21 protein-coding genes are annotated in these 22,060 nt (G+C 64.0%); 16 read left to right on the top strand and 5 right to left on the bottom strand.

The annotated features are described in order from the left end of the window. The first annotated feature begins 2 nt into the window (after window positions 1-2). The 4 genes from alr (at window position 3) to HF916_RS42070 (ending at window position 2,930) form a co-directional block, all read left to right on the top strand. Window positions 3-1,181, top strand: coding sequence for an alanine racemase (gene alr / locus HF916_RS42085; RefSeq protein ID WP_168794571.1), 1,179 nt, complete (start codon window positions 3-5; stop codon window positions 1,179-1,181). A 95-nt stretch (window positions 1,182-1,276) separates the two neighbouring features. Beyond that, window positions 1,277-1,585, top strand: coding sequence for a hypothetical protein (locus tag HF916_RS42080; RefSeq protein WP_168794570.1), 309 nt, complete (start codon window positions 1,277-1,279; stop codon window positions 1,583-1,585). Between the two features lie 189 nt (window positions 1,586-1,774). Next, window positions 1,775-2,407 carry a hypothetical protein gene (locus HF916_RS42075; protein WP_168794569.1) on the top strand — a complete coding sequence of 211 codons (633 nt, stop codon included), beginning with the start codon at window positions 1,775-1,777 and terminating at the stop codon, window positions 2,405-2,407. 19 nt (window positions 2,408-2,426) lie between these two features. After that, window positions 2,427-2,930 (top strand): M48 metallopeptidase family protein, encoded by a 504-nt coding sequence (locus tag HF916_RS42070; RefSeq protein ID WP_168794568.1) that lies wholly within the window; start codon window positions 2,427-2,429, stop codon window positions 2,928-2,930. 3 nt (window positions 2,931-2,933) lie between these two features. Here the strand turns inward: HF916_RS42070 and HF916_RS42065 are convergent, their stop codons facing one another. Continuing rightward, entirely contained in the window at window positions 2,934-5,249 is a 2,316-nt protein-coding gene (locus HF916_RS42065; protein WP_168794567.1) for an FdhF/YdeP family oxidoreductase, read from the bottom strand. Window positions 5,250-5,419: 170 nt separating this feature from the next. Here HF916_RS42065 and HF916_RS42060 point away from each other — a divergent pair, with 170 nt between their 5' ends. Together HF916_RS42060 and HF916_RS42055 are read left to right on the top strand one after the other, a co-directional pair. After that, window positions 5,420-6,853, top strand: a complete 1,434-nt coding sequence (locus HF916_RS42060; protein ID WP_168794566.1) for a PLP-dependent aminotransferase family protein — start codon at window positions 5,420-5,422, stop codon at window positions 6,851-6,853. A 32-nt stretch (window positions 6,854-6,885) separates the two neighbouring features. Further along, complete coding sequence (locus HF916_RS42055) at window positions 6,886-7,194, top strand: helix-turn-helix domain-containing protein (RefSeq protein WP_168794565.1); 309 nt, start codon at window positions 6,886-6,888, stop codon at window positions 7,192-7,194. Between the two features lie 13 nt (window positions 7,195-7,207). Here HF916_RS42055 and HF916_RS42050 read toward each other — a convergent pair whose 3' ends face one another. Together HF916_RS42050 and HF916_RS42045 are read right to left on the bottom strand one after the other, a co-directional pair. Beyond that, on the bottom strand, window positions 7,208-8,209 hold the full coding sequence (locus HF916_RS42050; RefSeq protein ID WP_168794564.1) for an alpha/beta fold hydrolase: 1,002 nt from the start codon (window positions 8,207-8,209) through the stop codon (window positions 7,208-7,210). Between the two features lie 137 nt (window positions 8,210-8,346). Further along, entirely contained in the window at window positions 8,347-9,096 is a 750-nt protein-coding gene (locus tag HF916_RS42045; RefSeq protein ID WP_168794563.1) for an SDR family oxidoreductase, read from the bottom strand. 267 nt (window positions 9,097-9,363) lie between these two features. Here HF916_RS42045 and HF916_RS42040 point away from each other — a divergent pair, with 267 nt between their 5' ends. Both HF916_RS42040 and HF916_RS42035 read left to right on the top strand, forming a co-directional pair. Next, entirely contained in the window at window positions 9,364-10,494 is a 1,131-nt protein-coding gene (locus tag HF916_RS42040) for a BMP family ABC transporter substrate-binding protein (RefSeq protein WP_168794562.1), read from the top strand. A gap of 43 nt (window positions 10,495-10,537) precedes the next feature. Beyond that, window positions 10,538-11,080 carry a nucleoside deaminase gene (locus HF916_RS42035; protein WP_206001972.1) on the top strand — a complete coding sequence of 181 codons (543 nt, stop codon included), beginning with the start codon at window positions 10,538-10,540 and terminating at the stop codon, window positions 11,078-11,080. Window positions 11,081-11,171: 91 nt separating this feature from the next. On the opposite strand, the gene HF916_RS42030 is transcribed toward HF916_RS42035, so the two are convergent. Beyond that, on the bottom strand, window positions 11,172-11,750 hold the full coding sequence (locus tag HF916_RS42030) for a lysozyme inhibitor LprI family protein (protein WP_168794561.1): 579 nt from the start codon (window positions 11,748-11,750) through the stop codon (window positions 11,172-11,174). A gap of 309 nt (window positions 11,751-12,059) precedes the next feature. On the opposite strand from HF916_RS42030, the gene HF916_RS42025 reads away from it, so the two are divergent. The 8 genes from HF916_RS42025 (at window position 12,060) to HF916_RS41990 (ending at window position 20,176) form a co-directional block, all read left to right on the top strand. After that, window positions 12,060-13,028: an SH3 domain-containing protein gene (locus HF916_RS42025; RefSeq protein WP_168794560.1), complete on the top strand. Its 969-nt coding sequence runs from the start codon at window positions 12,060-12,062 to the stop codon at window positions 13,026-13,028. A gap of 276 nt (window positions 13,029-13,304) precedes the next feature. Beyond that, entirely contained in the window at window positions 13,305-15,611 is a 2,307-nt protein-coding gene (locus HF916_RS42020) for a putative bifunctional diguanylate cyclase/phosphodiesterase (RefSeq protein ID WP_168794559.1), read from the top strand. Window positions 15,612-15,834: 223 nt separating this feature from the next. Next, on the top strand, window positions 15,835-16,023 hold the full coding sequence (locus tag HF916_RS42015) for a hypothetical protein (protein ID WP_012433618.1): 189 nt from the start codon (window positions 15,835-15,837) through the stop codon (window positions 16,021-16,023). A 123-nt stretch (window positions 16,024-16,146) separates the two neighbouring features. Beyond that, a complete protein-coding gene (locus HF916_RS42010) occupies window positions 16,147-17,547 on the top strand; it encodes an FAD-containing oxidoreductase (RefSeq protein ID WP_168794558.1) in 1,401 nt (466 codons plus the stop codon). 27 nt (window positions 17,548-17,574) lie between these two features. Next, on the top strand, window positions 17,575-17,925 hold the full coding sequence (locus tag HF916_RS42005) for a cupin domain-containing protein (protein ID WP_168794557.1): 351 nt from the start codon (window positions 17,575-17,577) through the stop codon (window positions 17,923-17,925). A gap of 136 nt (window positions 17,926-18,061) precedes the next feature. Then, window positions 18,062-18,637, top strand: a complete 576-nt coding sequence (locus HF916_RS42000; protein WP_168794556.1) for a TMEM175 family protein — start codon at window positions 18,062-18,064, stop codon at window positions 18,635-18,637. Window positions 18,638-18,642: 5 nt separating this feature from the next. Continuing rightward, the gene (locus tag HF916_RS41995; RefSeq protein WP_168795835.1) at window positions 18,643-19,449 is read left to right on the top strand and encodes a hypothetical protein; all 807 of its coding nucleotides are present in this window, start codon (window positions 18,643-18,645) and stop codon (window positions 19,447-19,449) included. 238 nt (window positions 19,450-19,687) lie between these two features. Next, entirely contained in the window at window positions 19,688-20,176 is a 489-nt protein-coding gene (locus HF916_RS41990) for a metallophosphoesterase family protein (RefSeq protein WP_168794555.1), read from the top strand. An 81-nt stretch (window positions 20,177-20,257) separates the two neighbouring features. Here HF916_RS41990 and proP read toward each other — a convergent pair whose 3' ends face one another. Then, window positions 20,258-21,760 (bottom strand): glycine betaine/L-proline transporter ProP, encoded by a 1,503-nt coding sequence (gene proP, locus HF916_RS41985; RefSeq protein ID WP_431311469.1) that lies wholly within the window; start codon window positions 21,758-21,760, stop codon window positions 20,258-20,260. Between the last annotated feature and the right edge of the window lie 300 nt (window positions 21,761-22,060).

Genomic DNA, 22,060 nt, shown 5'->3' with positions numbered 1-22,060 from the left:
CTATGTCCGCTTCAATCATCGAGTCAGTTCTCGACACGCAACGTGTGCGCTTGCTGCGTCCCAGCTGGGCCGAGCTCGACTATGGCGCCATCGCGGCGAATCTCGCGGTCGCGCGTGAACAGGTGGGACGAGCCACGAAAATCTACTTCGTTTGCAAGGGCGACGGATTCGGCTTCGGTGCCGCGAACGTAGCGCGCCTGGCGGTGCAAGCGGGTGTCGATGGCTTTTGCGTCGGCAGTCCGGAAGAGGGTGTCGCGATTCGCAACGCCGGCATCGATCGCGAGATTCTGCTGTTTGCCGCGACCTTGCCGGAGGATGCGGCGCAGGTCGCCGCGTTGGGACTGACGGTGACGATCCAGAGTCACGAAAGCCTGCGTGCGTTCATCGATGCCGGCGTGGCCGTCGATGCGTTCCTCGAGATCGATCCGGGTTTTGGCCGCTTCGGCTTTCTGCCGTCGCAATGGCAAGCCGCGTTCGAGGCACTGCGTGATCAGTCGACCGTGCGGCTCAAAGGCGTGTACACGCATCTGAGTTCGCCAGAGAGCGAGGACGTGACGCGCCAGCAGGCCGGCGTGTTCGATGCGGCGCTGGCCGACGCGCGCGCGGCGGGATTCGATAACGTGACGACCATGCTGGCGAGCTCGCGCGTCATGCTCGCGCATCCGCATCTCGCGTATCAGGCGGTCGACCCCGGGCGGCTTCTATACGGTGCGCTCGACGCGGACTGGATGGCCCGCGCGCCGCTGCGGCCGATGTTGCGGGCTGTTCGCGGGCGCATCATTCACGTGCAGGAGCATCCGGCTGGATCCATGCTCGGGATTGGCTATGCGGAGCCGATCCGGCTCGAACGCGGTGTGCGCATCGGCGTGGTGCCGATCGGCTTCTGGGACGGGCTGAATCATGTGCCGCCGCTGGGCCGCGTGCTGGTGCACGGACAGACGGCGCGCATTCTTGGGCGCCGCTCTTTCCAGCATACCGTGATCGATATCACGGAGATTGCGCAGGCGCAGACCGGCAGTGTCGTCACGTTGCTGGGTCGGGACGGCGATCAGTCGATAGCGATCGACGAGATGGCGCAAACGCTGCGGCTGCCAGTCATGGAGTTGGTCCCGCGGCTAGCGAGGAGCTTGCCGCACGTCGATGCCGACGCGACCGGCCACACTGGCAAAGAGCGTCGATGACGCTCGAGAGATAGCACGGACACGTCAACCTGATCCCCGGCAGATGAAGCGGCGCATAATGCTGGAATCCATTTATCAGGACGATGGAGGTCGATGTGACTACTTTTGCCATAGACGCCGTTCGCATCAACCCGACGAGCGACAGAATCACCCACGTGCGATGGGCTCCCGTCGACCCGTCGACGCGTGACTGGTTGTCCCCCACGTCGATTGTCGAGGTGCCCGAAGTCGTCGCCGCGATCCGTCGGGGTGATGCTGTTTGGTCCCTTTTTACGCTCGGCGGCACGCGGTTTCTGGGGCCCAAAATCGTCTCTGTCTCTCACACCGACGGCCACGATGGGATTAACACGGATGTCCCCGGCGACCATGTCGAAAAATGCATCGACGACCTGCCGCACGTTTGACCGCCTACCTTTAGGGCCGTCGACGATCATCCGCCAGAAAACTACAATAGGGGTTCATGCATGGCATACCTCAAGGCGCCGATTCGGCGTCTTGGGTTCAAGCCATCGACTCGGTTAATGCAATCTGCATGGCGGTTTGCATAGCGAGTGCTTCCTACCAGGCCAACCCAACCCCAACGGAGAAAATTAGTGGCCAACGAAAAATCAAAGCGCGCACGCCGTGCCGCCGAAAGCCTCTTCGGGGATTTGCCGACCACCAGCAACACCACGGCCAGCCGGCCCTCGAATCCCTTCGGCAAGGACCCTTTCGACAATCCCGCCAGCGTTACGCCGACCGGGGACGAACTCGTCGTGCTGCCGGCTCAATTTGAACTACCGCCCGGCTATGCAGACGCGGCGGCCATGCGCGATGCGCTCGCCCGCATCTGGCGCATGGACTGGATCAAGGTGGGCAAAGACGAATGCGTCGTCAGGCTGCCGGTTGGATGGCGCGGGAGCAAATCGGTGGATGGTGTTTTGCGAATCGAATCCGCGGGCGTCGTTCGTGCGCAGGGCCGCATCGTGGAGGGCGCCGCACTGCAGATTCTTCCGCGCTATTACCTGAAGGCGGAATTCCATGAATCGAACGACCATTGCCGGATCGTCGTGCGGGATCGCGGCCGTAACAACAGCGTTCTGAAGGATTCGTTCTGGGACACGCGGAGTGGCCCGAACCATCCGCAGTGGAAGATTCTGTCCGACTGGCTGGACAAGGAATACCCCGATCATCGGGATCCGCTTCGCTATTGGGAAGATTGCGAAGACAATCGCCGCGGCGTTTGAGCGAGTGCCGACCAGAACCATGTCCCATCTGAAATACCTGACCGGCTACTCGCCCACGCTTCAAGAGAAAGTCAAAAAGCTGATCGCCGAAGAGCAACTCGGCCAGTACCTCGCCGCGCGCTATCCGAACACGCACGACGTACAAACAGACCGGGCGCTGTACGCCTTCTGCGCCGACCTGAAACGCGAACACCTGCGCAGCGCGGACCAGATCGACAAGGTCACCTACGACAGCAAACTCGACGTCGTGCGTCACGCACTAGGTCTGCACACGAGCATTTCCCGCGTGCAAGGCGGCAAGCTGAAGGCGAAGAAAGAAATCCGCATCGCGTCGCTGTTCAAAGCGGCGGCGCCGGAATTTCTGAAAATGATCGTGGTGCACGAACTCGCTCATCTGAAAGAGAGCGATCACAACAAGGCCTTTTACCGCCTCTGCGAGTTCATGCAACCGGGTTACCACCAGATCGAGTTCGATCTGCGTCTCTACCTGACGCAGCGCGAGTTGGCAAAGAAGCCTTTCTAACGATCAAGCCGCAATCGCCTCAACTTCAGAAGCCTTCAACAAAACCGGAATCGACTTCGACGTCGGCGTTCCCGCGCCATCGGCGACCGACGACAGCGGCACGAGCGGATTCGTCTCCGGATAATAAGCGCCGAGGCAGCCGCGCGGAATGTCGTATTCCACGAGCAGAAAACCATCCGCGTGACGCTCGATGCCGTCGGCCCACACGCTCGTGATATCCACGCGCTGTCCCGCCACGAAACCGAGCATCGCGAGATCGTCCTTGTTGGCAAACAACACGCGACGCTGCCCGTACACGCCACGATAACGGTCATCCAGACCATAGATCGTCGTGTTGTACTGATCGTGCGAGCGCGTCGTCATCAGCGTCATCAGCCGCTCGCCATGCTGCTTGCGCGCCTGATGGATCGGCGTGGCCATATCGATTGCGTGCACCAGGAACTGCGCCTTGCCGCTCGGCGTTTTCCAGATCCGTTCGCGCGACGCCACGCCGAGGTGGAAGCCGCCCGGATTCTTCAGCCGCTCGTTGTAGTCGGTGAATCCTTCGATCACTTGCGCGATGCCGTCGCGGATCAGCGAATAGTCCGCGGCCTGCGCGAGCCAATCCACTTTTGCGCTGCCGAGCGTCGCATGCGCCATGCGCGCCACGATCGCAATCTCCGACAGCAGATTTTCCGAGGCCGGTTTGTTCATGCCGTACGAGATGTGGACCATGCTCATCGAATCCTCGACGGTCACGCCTTGCGCCACGCCGTTCTGCATATCGATTTCGGTGCGGCCGAGCGTCGGCAGAATCAGCGCATCGCGTCCATGCACGAGGTGGCTGCGGTTCAGCTTGGTCGTGATGTGCACGGTGAGATCGCACGAACGCATCGCTTCCCATGTGCGCGGCGTGTCGGGCGTCGCAATCGAGAAATTGCCGCCGAGCCCGATGAACACCTTCACCTTGCCGTCGAGCATCGCCTGAATCGTATTGACGACGTCGAGTCCATGTTCGCGCGGCGGCTCGAAAGCGTAGACCTCGCCGAGCCGGTCGAGAAACGCCTCAGTCGGCTGCTCTTCAATGCCGACCGTGCGGTCGCCTTGCACGTTCGAGTGTCCGCGCACCGGGCACAGGCCCGCGCCGCGCCGGCCGATATTGCCGCGCATCATCATCAGGTTCGACAGGATCTGCACCGTCGGCACCGAATTCTTGTGCTGCGTGAGGCCCATGCCCCACGTCGAGATCACCGCGCGCCCCTTCACGTAGATGTCGGCGAGTTGCAGCACGTCTTCGAACGGCACGCCGGCTTCAGCGACGATCGTGTCCCAGTTCTCGGCGCGCAAGTCATCGGCGAAGGCGTCGAAGCCGACGGTATGTTCGGCGATGAACGCGACATCCAAAACGCGTTCCAAGCCCGACGCCAACGCTTCGTCATCGAGTTCGATCACGCGCTTGGCGACGCCCTTGATCAGCGCGAAATCGCCGCCGACCTTCGGGCGGATGAACACGGAGCTGATCTTCGTGCTGCCCATCGTCAGCATTTCCACCGGATGCTGCGGGCTCGCAAAGCGCTCGAGGCCGCGCTCCTTCAGCGGATTGATCGACACGATGGTCGCGCCGCGTTTGGCGCACTCGCGCAGTTCGCCGAGCATCCGCGGATGGTTGGTGGCCGGATTCTGGCCGAAGATCAAGAGCGTGTCGGCGTGTTCGAAGTCGTCGAGCGTGACCGTGCCTTTGCCGATGCCGACCGTATGCGGCAAGCCGCGGCTGGTCGCCTCGTGGCACATGTTCGAGCAGTCGGGGAAGTTGTTGGTGCCGTACATGCGCACGAACAACTGATACAGGAACGCAGCTTCGTTGCTCGCGCGGCCGGAGGTATAGAAGGCGGCGCGGTCCGGATCGTCGAGCCGCTTCAGGTGATCGGCGATCAGATCGAACGCTTCGTCCCAGCCGATCGGCACGTAGCGGTCGCGCACGGCGTCGTAGACGAGCGGGTCGGTCAGGCGGCCGTGCTGTTCGAGTTCGAAGTCCGATTGCGTCATCAGTTCGGCGATCGTATGTTTCTCGAAGAACGCCGGCGTCACGCGCTTGCTGGTCGCCTCGGCGGCCACGGCCTTCACGCCGTTTTCGCAGAACTCGAAGGTGGACGCGTGCTCGCGATCCGGCCACGCGCAGCCGGGGCAGTCGAACCCATTCGGCTGATTCTGCTTGAACAGCATGCGGTAGTCGCCACCCGTCACCTTTTCCTTGATGAGGTTGATGGCGACGTATTTGAGCGCGCCCCAGCCAGCGGCGGGGTGCGTATAGGGTTCGATGCGAGCTTCGGGTTTCTTCATGATGTTGCCGCCGGATCGGGCTTGAAGGAGGCTGTTGAGCCGATAGGTGCAAGCCTACTGTGTTCCAAAAACGGCGCAGCATACAGAAATTTGGAAAGAGAAGGGATACAGTTGACCGGTTTTTGTCATAGACTGGCGCTTCAGCCCACGTTTCTGTGTGACTCAAGTCCTTGAAACTGTACGAGAAACTCGCCGATGAAATGACCGAAGCCGTGCGCCGCGGCGTGTTCGCGGCGGGCGAGCGGATTCCGTCGGTGCGGCAGGCGAGCCAGCAGCATGGCGTCAGTATCAAGACCGTGTTGCACGCGTACGCGTTGCTGGAAAGCCGGGGGATCGTCGAGACCCGGCCGCAGTCGGGCTATTTCGTGCGCGACGCCGCCGCGCGGGCCGTGGCGCTCGACGAGCCGTGGCCCGGCCGCCCGTTCACGCCGCAAACGCCGCCGGTGGCCGCGGCGGTGGACGTGAGCCGCCTCGTGCTGTCGACTTTGCGCAGCATCCGTGCGCACGACGCCGTGCCGTTCGGCTCGCCTTATCCGGATCCGTCGCTGTTCCCATGGCGGCGTATCAACCAGTACGCGAACGCGATCGCGCGACGCCACGCGAGCTGGAACCTGATCGACGACCTGCCGCCCGGCAACCCCGAACTGATCCGGCAGATCGCCCGGCGCTACGCCGAGAACGGCGTGCCGGTCGATCCGGACGAAATCGTCATCACGCTCGGCGCGACCGAAGCAATCAACCTGAGCCTGCAGGCGGTCGCCAAACCCGGCGACACCGTGGCCGTCGAATCGCCGACCTATTATGCGATGCTGCACGCCATCGAGCGCCTCGGCATGCGCGCGATCGAGGTGGCGACGCATCCGGTCCACGGCATCGATATCGAAGCGCTCGCTCAGGTGATCGCCGAACAGAAGATCGCGGCCTGCATGGTGATGCCGAACTTCCAGAACCCACTCGGTTTCCAGATGCCCGATGCGCGCAAACGGCAACTGGCCGAACTGCTCGCGGCGCACGAGATTCCCGTGATCGAGAACGACGTCTATCAGGAGCTGTATTTCGGTGAGACGCGGCCATCGACTTTGAAGAACTTCGACACCAAAGGGCTGGTGCTGCACTGCGCGTCGTTTTCGAAGAGTCTGACCGCGTCGTACCGGATCGGCTGGGCGCTGCCGGGACGCTATCGCGCGCAGGTCGAGAAGCTGAAGTTTCTCAATACGCTGACCACGCCGTCGGTGCCGCAAGTCGCGGTCGCCGATTATTTGCGGCAGGACGGCTACGATCGGCATCTGCGGCACGTGCGCAAGGTTTATCGGCAGCAGGCCAGCATCATGATGGCGATGGTGCAGCGGTTTTTTCCGGTCGGCACGCGTATGTCGACGCCGCAGGGCGGCTACGTGCTCTGGGTGGAACTGCCCGAACGCGTCGATTCGATGCGGCTCTACCAGGCGGCGCTGGCGCGCAGCATCACGGTCGGGCCGGGCATGATGTTTTCGACGCGCAATGATTTTCGCCACTTCATCCGGCTCAACTACAGCTATCCGTGGACGGCGCAGACCGAAGCGGCTTTGAAGACGCTCGGCGAACTGGTCACGCAGATGGCGTAACGAACGCATAAGAAAACGAGGAGACACTCACCATGGAAGACGACGAACTCGATCCGGTGCTGGTGGCCATATTGACGCAATTGTGGCGCGCGCATCGGGAAACGCCGGGCGGCGCGTGGTCGCTCGCCAAGCTGTCGAAACAGGCGGGTGTGCCGATGAGCGGCTTGCGGCGGCAGTTGACGGCGCTCGTCGACGGCGGCCTGGTCGACACGACATTCAACGAGGAAGGCACGGGGACAGCGCGCCTGAGCGATCTGGGCGAAAGTCTGTGCGGCGAGTTGTTCGGCGACGGCGAGCCGCCCGATGAGGATCAGGCGGACCCGTCGCCGAAGCTTCACTGAATCGCGTGACGCGTTAGCGGGCCGGCGGCAAGAATTTCAGCAGCGCGTCGGTGACGGCCAGCGGCTGCTCTTCGGCAACCCAATGGCCGGCGCCCTCGATCTGCACGGACTGGACATCGAGCGCGACATGGCGCAACTCTTCGCCGACGATCGGCCCGAGACTGCCCGCTCCACCGATGCCGAGCACCGGCATGGTCAGCTTGTGCTGCGCGAATTGCTGGTTCTGTTTCGCGTCGGCGGGAAACGCGCGGTAGTACTCGAAGCCCGCGCGCAACGCGCCCGGCATCGCATATTCGCGAGCATAGGTTTCCTCGACGTCGTTCGTGAACGCGCGCGAGTTCACCGCCTCGGAGTTGTGGAACCACTTGAGGTATTCCAACTCGCGGCCCGCGATCAACATTTCCGGCAAATCCTGCACCGCGTAGAAGCGGAAATGCCACGTGCGCGGCATCTGCACGATCTGGTCCCACGGGTCGATGCCGGGCAAGGGCACATCGAGAATCGCGACCGAGCGCACTTCGTCCGGATGTTGCGCGGCGTACGCGTAGGCGACCATACCGCCCATGTCGTGGCCGACCACCTGCACTTGCGGGCCGAGATTCAATTGCGCGACCAGCGCGTGAATGTCTTCGGCGATGTTCGCTTTCTCGTAGCCGGTGGCCGGTTTGGCGGTGTCGCCGAGACCGCGCAGATCGGGCGCGAGCACGGTGTAGCCGCGCGCGACCAGTTGCGGCATCACGAAGCGCCACATGAACGAAGTCGAGCCCCAGCCGTGCAGCAACACGATGGGCGTGCCGTGCCCCATCGCCAGCAAGTAGTGGTAGCGCACGCCGTTCACGTCGATCTTGCCGTCGTGGATTTTGGCGGAGGCGGCGGCGAGCGCTGGTGATGTCGATGCGAGCGCGAGCGATTCGGTGCTCGCGTTTGCTTTAGTCTCGGCGGCTTTCGCGGCTGGTGCGGCGGCCGTCAGCGAGAGCGCCGCGGCCAGCAGAAGGGAAGTCAGTTTAAGACGCATGATTTGTCTCGGACAAAAGGGGCTCCGCCGGGGCGCCTGTCTGAAGGGAGACCCGGGGTTCGAATAGCAGGGTGAAACTGCGAGCGTTCAGGCAGGCAGACGACACGAGCCGCGTGCGCGGCTCGCCTGAGCGTGGCTTAAAGCTGGCTCATCCCACCATCGGCGATGATTTCCGTGCCGACGATAAACGCCGACTCCGGCGCCGACAGATGCAGCACGGTCGAGGCGATTTCTTCCGGCGTGCCGAAGCGGCCGACCGGCACCTGGCCGAGAATCTGCGCGGCGGTGGCTTCGAGCGCGGCGGCGTCGAGGCCGAGCTTGCCGTACAGCGGCGTCTGCACCGGGCCGGGACTCACCACATTGACGCGCACGCCTTGCGGCAGCAATTCCGACGAAAGCGTCTTCGCCAGCGAAATCACCGCGGCCTTGCTCGCCGCATACACGGACGACGCCGGCATGCCGATATGCGCATTGATCGACCCGTTGATCACGATCGACGCGCCGCGATTGAGCAGCGGCAGCAGTGCCTGAATCTGGAAGTACGCGCCCTTGACGTTGGTGTTGAACATCGTGTCCCAGAAGGCTTCGTCGACGTCCGGGAACGGCGCGAATTTCGCGGTGCCGGCGTTGACGAACACCGCGTCGAGCCGGATGCCGGCGGCGCTGATCGCGGCGGCGAGTTCACGCGCCGATGCCACCGAGCCGGCGTCGTTGCGCACGGCGACGGCGTCGGCGCCGAGCGCCTGTCTGGCCGTTTCGAGCGCATCGGCGTCGCGGCCGGTGATGACCACACGGGCGCCTTCGTCGGCGAATGCCTTGGCGGCTGCGAAGCCGATGCCGCTGCTACCGCCGGTGACGAGAACCGACTTACCTTGGAAGCGAGTCATTTTGAATCTCCGAAAGAGTGTTGCGGGTTGGTGAGAGTGATATTGCGCCTGTGCGGAGTGCTTGCCGTACGACTTCTCCGATGCACTCGTTCGAAAGTATCGAACGTGTTTGCCGAGCTACCAAAATACGAGGTTCGTTATGGGCGGCATAACGAATAATAATTTTTCCGCTGAAATTGACCTTCGAATATGGCCCCCTATGCTGGAGCCTTGCCCGGGTTATCCCGAGCGCTGGGCCAGGCACCTTCAACCATCTTCGGAGAATCCATGAAAACAACGCTGGCGCGAGCGCTGCATCATTCACTGCGCATCAAAACCGTCCGAACCGTCCTCGCTGCCGCTCTTGGCGCGACGCTGGCATTCAGTGCCGTGGGGGCGTCAGCCGCCGCCACGCAGCCGATCGGCATCGCCTTCGTCTATCTCGGCAATCCGGGCGACGCCGGCTGGACTTACGCGCACGAGCAGGGCGTGAAAGCGCTCGAAGCGAAATTCGGCGACAAGGTCAAGGTGACGCGCGTCGAGAACGTGCCGGAGTCGGCGGATTCGGAGCGCGTGTTCCGCGATCTGGCATCAAAGGGCAACAAGATCGTGGTGGGTTCGAGCTTCGGCTTTCAGGATTTCGAGTTGAAGGTCGCCAAGGACTTTCCCGATGCCGTGTTCGAACATGCCACCGGCTACAAGAAGGCCGCCAACTTCGCCACCTATGACGTGCGCACTTATCAGAGCGCCTACCTGGCGGGACTCGTCGCGGGCTATACGACAAAGTCGAACACGCTCGGCTTTGTCGGCTCCGTGCCGGTGCCCGAGGTCGTGCGTAACATCAACGCGTTCACGATGGGCGCTCGCTCGGTCAATCCGAATGCGCGCGTGAAGGTGGTGTGGATCAATAGCTGGTTCGATCCGGGCCGCGAAAAGCAGGCGGCCGAAACGCTGATCGGCCAGGGCGCCGACGTGCTGATCCAGAACACCGATTCCACCGCGACGATGCAGACCGCCGAGCAGAAGAAGGTGCATGCGTTCGGCTGGGATTCGGACATGAAGAAGTTCGGGCCGAATGCGCAACTGGGCGCCTGCGTGAGCAACTGGGGTGTGTACTACACGCATCTGGTGGATCAGGTGATGGCGGGCTCATGGAATAACACGCCGGTGTGGTGGGGGCTGAAGGAGAAAGCGATCGACCTCGCCGACATCAACACCGACGCCGTTTCGCCGGCCGCGCAAAAGGCGTTGAGCCAGAAGCGCGATGACATCATCTCCGGCAAGTTCAATCCGTTTGCCGGTCCGATCACGGATCAGTCCGGCGCGGTGAAGGTCGCCGCCGGCAAGTCGCTGAGCGATCCGGAACTGCTGCGTTTGAACTGGTTCGTCCAAGGCGTGGATGGGTCGCTGCCGAAGTAAAAATTTGCTTCGCTAATCTAACTATTATTCAAGGAGATCGCCCGTGAGTCTGACGGTTTCGACGGAGGCCGCCGCAACGGCCGCCAACTATCCGCCGCAGGGTTTGACGCCCACGCACGAGCAGATCGTGCGGCATCTGCGGCATTCGAGCCGGGTCGCCGAACGGGCGACGCTGCTAGGACATCATCCGTTCGGCGCGGTGCTGGTCGGACCCGACCAGGAGACGGTGCTGATGGAGCAGGGCAACGTCGACACGGTGAATCACGCCGAGTCGGTCTTGGCGCGCGTGGCGGCGTTGAACTTCACGCCTGAGTATTTGTGGAGTTGCACGCTGTACACGTCGGTCGAACCGTGCTGCATGTGTGCCGGGACGATGTATTGGGCCAACATCGGCCGGGTCGTGTTCGGCATGACCGAGAAGCGCTTGCTGGAGGCGACCGGCGATCACGCCGAGAATCCGACCATGAGCGTGGACTGCCGGTATGTCTTCGATCATTGCCAGAAACCGGTCGAGGTGATCGGGCCGGTGCCCGAAGTGGAAGCCGAGGTGATGGAGGTTCAGCGCGGATTCTGGAGCGGCCGCTAGCAGCGCTTGGCGCGCCTTCGCGAGAGAACCGCGAAGTTGCAACCGTGCTTGCGTGCTCGGCGCCGCTGCGCCGGCATGCAAAACAGCTTTGTCATTGCGCGGCGTCCGCCTGCATTTCCGCCGGCGCCAGCATCGCGACGCCGCAGAACCAGTCGCCGCCGTGCGGTTGATGTTTCCACTGACCGCTGGTCTCCTTGAGCACGGTGGAACACTGCTCGTTCACCACGATCCCAGGATTCGCCGCCGTGCACTGACGCATCGCCACCTCGGTGGGTTGCGCGGGCGCCATGAGCGGCCTGCGTCGCGTGTCCGGTTCAACCGGTGTGGAGGATGGCAGCGGCGTTCTGGTTTGCATGCTTTCGATCAGCGTCTGCAGTTCCCCGATACGCGTCGCGTACCACGTCCCCAGACACGCCGCATCGCGGCAGTTCGCTTCACGCCATGCCCACTTGCTGTCGCTGTCGGTGAGAAAGGCGCGCCGGTTGGTGACCCGCCGACGCGCTTTCCAGTACAGTTGCCCCAGCGTGTCGTCGAGCTTCGAGAGCGCGGGGTCGTTGCAAATCATCTTCTCGGTTAGCGAGCGTCCCCTGTTGCAGTCGAAGCTGGTGGCGTGGGCGACGGGATGCGCGAGCATCAGCGCGGCGATCAGAAGTGGGCGGATGATTGTCATTGCGGTCCCGGCAGTGCATGGCTTTTTCATGCAATGGATGATCGGCCGAGTTGCCGGAACACGGACGCCCGAAAAACGCGTGACTTCAGGTGGGTGGTTACCAAATCTTGCCTCACGGGGACGGCGGGAATCGACGCGGCAGGTTGACTGAACGCTTTCAGGCATGTGCCGTGCAACTGGCCTGTGAGCAGACGCACCGCGCGGCAATACATGGCGATGCGGCGTGCCGTGCGGGGACCGGAAGTAGCACTCACCACACCAGCAGGACAGGCCGGCAAGACAAACGCGGCCCATGAAACGGGAGAAAGAATGAAACAACACCTCGTTCGATGTCTGTATGCGGCGGCCGGCGTGCTGGCCCTGCCCGCGGTGGCCTGCGCGCAGTCGCAGGCCTACACCAACACCACCGTCAACGTGCGCGCGGGTCCGGCGCCGGATTACCCGGTCGTGACGCAATTGCCAGGCGGTGTGCCGTTGAGCGTCATGGGGTGCATCAGCAACTATCAATGGTGCGATGTCGCGGCGCCCAACTTGCGTGGCTGGGTGTATGCAGGGTCGCTCAGTTATCCCTATCAGGGCGCCAACGTGCCCGTGATGAACTACGGCACGGTAATCGGGCTGCCGATCGTGACGTTTTCGATCGGCTCGTATTGGGGCGACTATTATCGCGGCCGGCCTTGGTACGGCCAGCAATCGCGCTGGGCGCATCATCCGCCGCCGCCTCCACCGCGCCCCGGCGCGGGAAGACCGCCGGGTGGGCCGCCCCCGGGGCATGGTGGAGGAAGACCGCCGGGCGGCCCGCCGCCGGGGCACGGCGGGGGAAGGCCGCCGAGTGGACCGCCGCCAGGGAATATTGGTGGGCGTCCGCCGGGTGGCCAGCCATCGGGCAACGCGGGCGGACGGCCACCGGGTGGCCAGCCATCGGATAATGCAGGCGGACGGCCACCGGGCGGCCAGCCTTCGGGCAATGCGGACGGACGGCCACCGGGCGGGCAGCCATCGGGCAATGCGGGCGGGCGTCCGCCGGGTGGCCAGCCATCGGGCAATGCAGGCGGGCGTCCGCCGGGCGGTCAGCCATCCGGTAACGCAGGTGGGCGGCCTCCCGGTGGTCCACAGGGCAACGCGGGTGGGCGGCCTCAAGGCGGTCCTCCGCAAGGTGGCGGAGGCAGGCCGCCGGGCGGTGGAGGACAGGGCGGTGGCAACGGCGGCAACGGCGGTGGAGAACACGGCGGCGGTGGTGGCGGCGGCGGCGGCCGCCCGCCGGATCAGCACGGCTGAGCGCGATTCCGGCAAGTCGCCGCGAAGCGTCTCAGCGTAATTCGGGTTCCGCCTCCGCAAGAGGCGACGGCTGAACCCGAACCCTGCCCGCGCGGCGCCCGCCCGAAGGCGCCATCACCCGCTCCAGCAAGCCCTTTGCGCCGCTTCCCCAAGCCATCAACTGGCCCAATTCGCCAAGCCGTCTCCCATCCGCGACGAATTAAATTCACCGGCCTCGCGTAAACCCCGGTGTGCCGCGTACACTAAGTTGCCGATGTCGGGTTAGGGGGCGCACATATGACTTGCGAAGCGACATCAGAAAACACGCTGGGACCAGCGCCTGAAGGCCGCTATGGATCGAATCTCGCTGAAGGGGTGCTGGCATCGGAGCGCACGGTGTTGCGGTTGATCACCCGCAACACGCCGCTGCCGGAATTGCTTGACGAAGTATGCCGCCGCGCGGAAGCGCTGCTGGGGGAAGGCGCGTCCTGTTCAATCCTGTTGCTCGATCCCGACGGCGTGCACGCCAGAGTGGGTGGCGCGCCGTCGCTGCCGGCGCATTTCAGCGCGGCGATCGACGGCGCGGCGATCGGTCCACGGGTCGGCTCGTGCGGCACCGCTATGTACGAGCGGCGCCTCGTCGTCGTCGAGGATATCGAAACCGATCCGCTGTGGGCCGACTTCCGGCACCTCGCATTGCCGCTCGGCCTGCGGGCTTGCTGGTCGGTGCCCTTTGAAAACGATTCCGGCGTGGTGCTCGGCGCCTTCGCGGTCTACTACCGCGTGCCGCGCCGTCCGAGCGCCGAGGAAGAAGCGATGCTGCGTGACATCGGCCACAGCGTCGGTCTCGCCGTGCATCAGGACACCATGGTCCAGCGCCTCGCGCACAGCGAGGAGCATCACCGGCTGGTGGTCGATCACCTGATCGAAGGGATCGTCGTGCAGTCGCGCGGGGGCATCGTGCTCGCCTGCAATCCGAGCGCGCAGCGCATTTTGCGTGCGACCCCGCAGATCGTCGGCCGCAGTATTTATACGGTGATGGTGCGCGCGTATCACGAGGACGGCTCGCTCGTCGCCGATACCGTCCGCCCGACCGCGCAGGTGCTGACAACCGGCAAACCCGTGCTCGGCGTCACGATCGGCGTGGAACTGATAGGCGGCGACATCGTCTGGATCACCGAGAACGTCGTGCCGATCATCAAGCCGGGCGAGAGCGAGCCGAGTTCGGTGCTGATTTCGTTTACCGACATCGGACCCGTGCGCGAGGCGCAGCGCCAACTCAAGTTCCTCGCCACCCGCGATTCGCTCACCGGCCTCTACAACCGCGCCTATCTCACCGAGCGGATGCGCGATCTGTTCACGCCGGACATGGCGTCCGGCATGGGCGAACTGGCGAGCGTCGCCGTGCTGTTCGTCGACCTGGACGGCTTCAAGAAGGTCAACGACACGGCGGGTCACGAGGCCGGCGATTCCCTGCTCTGCAGCGTGGCGGAGCGCCTCTCGGCGTGCATCTCGCCCGAGGACACGCTCGCGCGCGTGGGCGGCGACGAGTTCGTGATCGTGGTCAGCGCGTATGAAAATACCGGGCATCTGATCGGCCTCGCGCGCCGCATCCTCGACATGATCGCGGTGCCGTTCGCGGTGGCGGATAACGAGTACTACCTGGGCGCGTCGATCGGCATCAGCCGTTTTCCCGAAGACGGCCAGGACGTGGCAACGCTCATGCGCAACGCCGATTCGGCGATGTATCACGCCAAGCAGCGCGGCCGCAACAACTTCCAGTTCTTCACCGCCGAGCTGAATCAGCATCTGCAGCGCCGCTTTACGATCGAGCAGTCGCTGCGGCGCGCGCTCGCCGCCAACGAACTGAGCCTCGTGTACCAGCCGATCGTCGACAGCCACGACGGCCGCACGATCGGCGCGGAGGCGCTCCTGCGCTGGTACAACAGCGAATTGGGCAACGTGTCGCCGGGGGAATTCATCCCCGTGGCGGAAGATGCCGGGCTGATCGTCGAAATCGGCGACTTCGTGCTGGCGCGGGCCTGCGAGCAGGTGGCGCAATGGCGGCGCACGCTGGCGCCGGAGCTGATCGTCGCGGTGAACCTGTCGCCGCGGCAGTTCAACGACGGCCTGGTGGAGCGGATCGAACGCTGTCTCGCGCAGTCGGGGCTCGAACCGACGGCGCTGGAGCTGGAGATCACCGAACGGCTGCTGATGAGCGACAGCGAAACCGTCTTGCCGATGCTGAGCGCGCTGAACGACATGGGCGTGCGCATTTCCGTCGACGATTTCGGCACCGGCTATTCGTCGCTGTCGTATCTGAAGCGCTTCCCGCTGCATAACCTGAAAATCGATCGCTCGTTCGTCGCGGGTTTGCCGGATCATCGCGATTCGATTGCGATTACCCAGGCAGTGGTGGCGATGGCGCACTCGCTCGGCATGAACGTCACCGCCGAAGGGGTGGAAACCGCCGAACAGGCGGCGTTCCTGCGCGCGATCGATTGCGACAAGCAGCAGGGCTATCTTTACAGCCGTCCGGTCGGGGCCAGTGCGTATGCCCGCGGTTTGTGGGACGCGCAGGTCAACGTGGCCGACGCCTCCTGAACTTGCCGGCCGTCGCGCACGCAAGCCCGGAAGCCTTGCCGGGCTTGAGAATGCGGGCTTTCACGGGCGTGCGGCGCGGACATCCTGACGGGATTGTTCGGTTTGCTGGACAAGTGACTTCGCGTTCGCGGTATTTATCCGCGAGGTCGGTCTCTCTAAAATCCTCCCATCGAAAGGTAAATTGAGCGCGATGCCGAAGCGGCGTCGTGCGACGGGAGTTGTCATGCCAGCTTTAATCAGAGACCAGCTTTACCGGCCGTCGGTGGTGTTACCGATGGTCGCCCTCATGCAGGTGATGGTGTCGCAGGATTTCAATCTCGGCCAGGTCGGCTGGGTAATGGCGTCCCGCGGCGCGCAGGCCGCGCTGCAACGTTCGCGCGAATTGATCTGCGCCGTGCATTGCCACGCCTGAGCACAACGGACGGAAAACAGCAGTCATCCGCAACAAAGCGCCGCAATCGGCAGCGCAGCATGGTGATTCGAGAGGCTGAGCGTAAGATGCTACGACCAGCACCCCAGCCTCGGGAGAGTTGCCATGCCACAGCACTTCGACGCAGTTGTGATCGGTACGGGACAAGGCGGCTCACCGCTCGCCGTGCGTCTCGGTCAAAGCGGCCGCAAAACGGCGGTCATTGAACGGGCTGCCTTTGGCGGCACCTGCGTGAACGTCGGCTGCACGCCGACCAAATCCTATGTGGCGAGCGCCCGCGCGGCGCATGTCGCGCGTCATTGCGCGGAACTCGGCGTGCAGGTGGGCGGCGCGATCAGTGTCGATCTGGCTGCGGTCAAGACACGCAAGGACACGATCATCGGGCAGTCGCGCGACGGCGTCGAGAAATGGCTGCGCGGCACGAATAACGTGAGCGTGTTCAACGGCCACGCGCGCTTCACCGGACCGCATGCGCTTGCTATCAGCGGACCGGACGGCAATCTGCTCGACGAGATCAGCGCCGACGAAATCTTCATCAATACAGGCACGCGCGCCGTCGTGCCGCCGCTCGACGGGCTCGAGCGAATTCGCTACTACACCAACTCCAACCTGCTCGACCTGACGGAATTGCCGAGTCATCTGGTGATCGTCGGCGCGAGTTATATCGCGCTCGAATTCGCGCAGATCTTTCGCCGCTTCGGCAGCGAGGTGACCGTGCTGGTGCGCGGCGAGCGCTTGCTCACGCGAGAGGACGCCGATTTCGCCGATTCCGTGCAGAAGGTGCTCGCGCGCGAGGGCGTGGAATTTCGCTTCAGTGTGCAGCCTTCGCGGGTAGAACCTCATCCGCATCGCGAGAACGAAGTGTGCATCGGCTTCGAGCAGAACGTTCCCGCGCTCGAAGCGTCGCACCTGCTGTTCGCGACCGGCCGCGAGCCGAATACCGATGACCTCGGCCTCGCGGCCGCCGGCATCACGGTGGACAAACACGGCACGATTCCCGTCGACGGCCAGTTGCGCACCAACGTGCCGGGCGTCTGGGCGATCGGCGACGTCAACGGACGCGGCGCGTTCACCCACACCTCTTACGACGATTATCAGATCGTCTCGGCCAATCTGCTCGACGGCGGCGCGCGCAGCGTCGATACGCGGATCATGGCATATGCCGTGTTCGTCGATCCGCCGCTCGCGCGTGTCGGGGCCTCGGAGGCCGAGGTGCGCAAATCGGGCCGCGACGCGTTGATCGCCACCATGCCGATGACGCGCGTGGGCCGCGCGCGCGAACGCGGCGAGACCGACGGCTTCATGAAGGTGATGGTCGACAAGGAGAGCAAGCAGATTCTCGGCGCGGCGATTCACGGCATCGAAGGCGACGAGGCGCTTCACACGTTCATCGACATCATGACGGCTGGCGCGCCGTATCCGACCTTGCAGTACGCGATGCATATTCACCCGACCATCAGCGAACTGGTGCCGACCTTGCTCGACGGACTCAAGCCCATGAAGTGAGCGGCGCACTCGAGCGGAGCATCGACGATGAAGCGCGCAATCAGAAGCGGCAATCTGTTCGACCACGGCGCACCGGCGGGCGCGGACGAGCAGATCGACGCGTTGGTTGAGCAGGGCGGCGTGAGCATCGAGCGGATCGTCTCGATGGGCCACGCCAGCCCGCCGGGCTTCTGGTACGACAGTCCGCGCGCCGAGTGGGTCGTGCTGTTGAGCGGCGCGGCGGCGCTCGAATTCGAAGGCGAGGCCGAGCCGCATCCGATGAAGGCCGGTGATCACGTGCTGATCGACGCGCATTGCCGGCATCGGGTGGCATGGACGAGCGATCAGGGGCCCAGCGTGTGGCTCGCCGTCTATTACCCGAACGACGCTTCAGCTTGATCGCGGCAAGCTGCCGAGCGGTCAGGCGCATCGACAAAGCGTTGGGCCATCGCGGATAATCGGCAACGGCGTGGGTCGTCTGCGGAACGCGGGCGAACGGTGCGCGCAACCGCATTCATCATCAGGAATTCAACCGATGGGCAAGGGACGTGTCGAAGCCTTCAGCGATGGCGTGATCGCCATCATCATCACGATCATGGTGCTCGAGTTGAAGGTGCCGGAAGGCTTCGATCTCGCCGCGCTGCGTCCGGTGCTCCCCGTGTTCTGCGCGTACGTGCTGAGTTTCATCTACGTCGGCATTTACTGGAACAATCATCATCACATGTTCCATGCCGTGCAGAAAGTCAACGGCGCGGTGCTGTGGGCCAACCTCCATCTGCTGTTCTGGCTGTCGCTGCTGCCGGCCGTCACGCATTGGGTCGGCGAAAACCATCTGGCTTCCTGGCCGACCGCGATGTACGGCGCGGTGCTGTTTATGTCGTCGATTGCGTATTTCATTCTGACGGGCGTGCTGATCCGCGAGCACGGCGGCGACTCGACCCTCGCCAAAGCGGTCGGCAGCGACTTCAAGGGCAAGGTTTCGGTCGTGGTCTATCTGGCGGGCATCGCGCTGGCGTTTGTCGTGCCGTGGGCTTCGGCCGCGCTCTATGCGCTCGCCGCCGCATGGTGGCTCGTGCCGGACCGGCGCATCGAACACCTGCTGGAATCGTAAGCGTGCTGCTCGCGCTCAAGCTCGTGCTGGTGCCGGCGTTTCTCGCCGCGCTGACCGTGGCGGGACGCGTGTGGGGGCCGTCGGTGGCGGGGTGGCTGGCGGGGCTGCCGTTGGTCGCCGGGCCGATCGTGTTGCTGCTCGCGCTGGAGCGCGGGCCGTCGTTCGCGGCGCAGGCGTCGGCGGCTTCGATCGCGGCGATTGCCGCGTCGGAGGCCTTCAATTTTGCGTATGCGTGGACTTGCCGGCGCGCCGCGTGGCCGCTCGCGTTGATTGCCGGCATGGCGGGCTGGGTCGGCGTGGCAATTTTGCTCACGCAGCTTCCCGCCGGACTTGCATGGGCGGTTGCGGTGGCCTGTGTAGCCGTGGCGGTGTCGCAGAGCGGCTTGCCGCGCGTGACCGGTCACGTGCCGGCGGCGCGCCTCGGACTCGGCGATCTCGCCGTGCGCATGCTCGCCGGCGCGTTGCTGACGGTCGCGGTGACCACGCTTTCCGCGTCGATGGGCGCGACGTGGAGCGGACTGCTGTCGGTTTTTCCCTTGCTCGGCATCGTGCTCGCGGTGTCAGCGCAACGCGCGCACGGCGCGGACTTCGTCGCCTTGTTGATGCGCGGCATGGTGATCGGCCGCGGCTCGTTCGCGGCGTTTTTCGCCGTGAGCGCGACGCTGCTGCCGCAGTACGGCGTGTGGATCAGCTTCGCGTGTGCCTCGGTGGTTTCGGTGATCGTGCAGGGCGCCACCAAACGGATGCTCGGCGCGAAACGGCCGGTGCAGGCCGTGTCGCGTGAACTCGCGGAGCAGCAGTCGGCGGATTGACTGTGTGGGTTCACCGCGCTTATTGCGGCTCATTGCAGTTCGCCGCATGTCGAAGCGATGGGCCGCGGCACGAAGCGGCTCAGGGCGGCCGGAAGCGACTCAAGCGGCCCGAAGCGACTCAAGCGGCTCAAGCGCCTCAAAGCGATGCATCGCGTTGCTAGCGACTCGAAGCGCGTGGGGTGCCCGCTCAGCGAAACAACCGCGCACGCAGTCCGCTCATTTGCCCGATACTTCCAACATGACTTCGCGCACTCGACAATCCACACGCACACGAATCGGCCTGATCTCCGACACGCACAACCTCGTGCGCCCGGAGGCGTTGCAATATCTGGCCGGTTGCGACGCGATCATCCACGCAGGCGATATCTGCAACGAGGCCGTGCTCGATGCACTCAAGCAGATCGCGCCGGTCACGGCGGTGCGCGGCAATAACGACACCGGCGACTGGGCCGCGTCGCTGCCAACGCACACCACGCTGACCGTGCAGCAAGTGACGATTCTCGTCGTGCACGATATCGCCGACGTGGGCGCCGATCTGCGCAGCCAGGGGATCGGCGTGGTGGTGACCGGCCATTCGCACAAACCATTGATCAGCGAGCGCGACGGCATGCTATTCGTCAATCCAGGCAGCGCGGGGCCACGGCGTTTCAAGTTGCCGATTTCAGCTGGGATCCTGATCGTCGAAGGTGCGCACGCAAGCGCGAGCTTCGAATCGCTGGTGCCATAAAAAAACGGGCCGGCAAAAAATTGCCGGCCCGCTCTCAGACTACTCGCGGACAAGCCGCGCTAACCATCAAACAACCCGCGCTCAGGCACGCGCCGTCGCGGTTGCCGCATAGCGTTCGTCCATCTCCTCGGCTTCACGCTCGCCGCGCAGCACGGCATGCGCTTCCGCACGTGTCGCCACGCACGGGCCCGAGCCGAGCAGCGGCTTGCGGGCGGTTTCGCGCAGCGCCATCACCGAGACGATACCGATCAGCGACGCGCCCATCAGGTAGTACGCGGGCATCATCAGATTGCCGGTACGGTCGACCAGCCACGCCGTCACGAGCGGTGTCGTACCACCGAACAGCGACACCGAAATATTGAAGCCGATCGCCAGCGCGCCATAGCGGATTTTGGTCGGGAACAGCGCCGGCAGCGCCGACGGCATCACGCCGGTAAAGCACGACAGCAGCACGCCGAGAATCATCAGGCCGCCGAACACCGGCAGCACCGTGCCCATGCGGATCAGCAGCAGGGCGGGAATCGACAGCGCGAACAGACCCACGCAACCGAACAGCATCACCGGCTTGCGGCCGATCGTGTCGGACAGACGGCCGGCGGCGAGTGTCATCGGCATCATCAGCACCATCACGAGCAGCACGAGGAACAGACCGTGCGTTTCGTTGAAGTGCAGCGTAGCCGACAGATAGCTCGGCAGATACGAGAGCGCCATGTAGTCGGTGACGTTGAAGATCAGCACGAGGCCGACGCACAGCAGCAGCGGCTTCCATTGCTGCATGAGCAACTCGCGGAACGACTGCTTCGGCACCGCCTTGTCTTCGGCTTCGCGTTGCTCGGCCTGCTTCTTGAACGCGGGCGTTTCTTCGAGCTTCATCCGGATGTACAGACCCACCAGACCCAGCGGGCCGGCGATCAGGAACGGCACACGCCAGCCCCACGAGAGCAGCGCGTCGTTCGAGAGCGTCGCGGTCAGCACGGCGACCGTGCCCGCGCCGAGCACGTAGCCGATCAGCGTGCCGAACTCGAGGAAGCTGCCCATGAAGCCGCGGCGCTTGTCGGTCGAGAATTCGGCGATGAAGGTGGCCGCGCCGCCGTACTCGCCGCCGGTCGAGAAGCCTTGCACCAGACGCGCAACCAGCAGCAGCACCGGCGCGAAAATGCCGATTGTCGTGTAACTCGGAATCAGGCCGATCGCGAAGGTGCCGAGCGCCATCATGATCATGGTCATGGCGAGCACACGCTGCCGGCCGATGCGGTCGCCGAGCGGCCCGAACACCATGCCGCCGACCGGCCGCACGAGGAACGCCGCGGCAAACGTGCCGAAGGTGGCGATCAATTGGGCTGCCGGACTGGCCGACGGGAAGAACACTTTGCCGAGCGTGACAGCGATGTAGCTGTACACGCCGAAATCGAACCATTCCATCGCGTTGCCGAGCGCCATGGCGCCGACGGCCCGCTTGAGGAGAGATTTGTCGACGACGGTGATGTCGTCGAGAGAGAGGCGTTGTTCTTCTTTGTGGTGTCGCCAGAAGCCGTTGCTGGAAGCGGTCAAGGTGAAAACTCCAATGACTGCGACGAAACTCATGATGCGCATGAACGTTCCGCCACGGTTGCTGGGAAGTGCAGTTTCGCGAGCAAGGCGAAAAGCGTCTCCGTCGCCGTCGAAGGGCGATGGAGCTGGGCGCGATGGAAAACAGAACGCCCGTGCCTCGCGAGACATGTCGCGAAAAAACACTCGTCTAGATTGTGCTGACTGTTGCACCTGCGTGGCCGTGGAAGGGGGGCAGGTGCATGAGGACGCTGGGGTGGCTGAAAGCTGGCCCATGCGCCGCTGGAAGGCTTGAAACGAAAAAGGCCGGTGCTTTATTCGCCGCTCACGTGTGAC

It is taken from the genome of Paraburkholderia aromaticivorans, assembly GCF_012689525.1.
Classification (GTDB): domain Bacteria; phylum Pseudomonadota; class Gammaproteobacteria; order Burkholderiales; family Burkholderiaceae; genus Paraburkholderia; species Paraburkholderia aromaticivorans_A.
The sequence above is the reverse complement of the archived record's forward strand: the minus strand, read 5'-3'. Positions and strand labels throughout refer to the sequence as shown.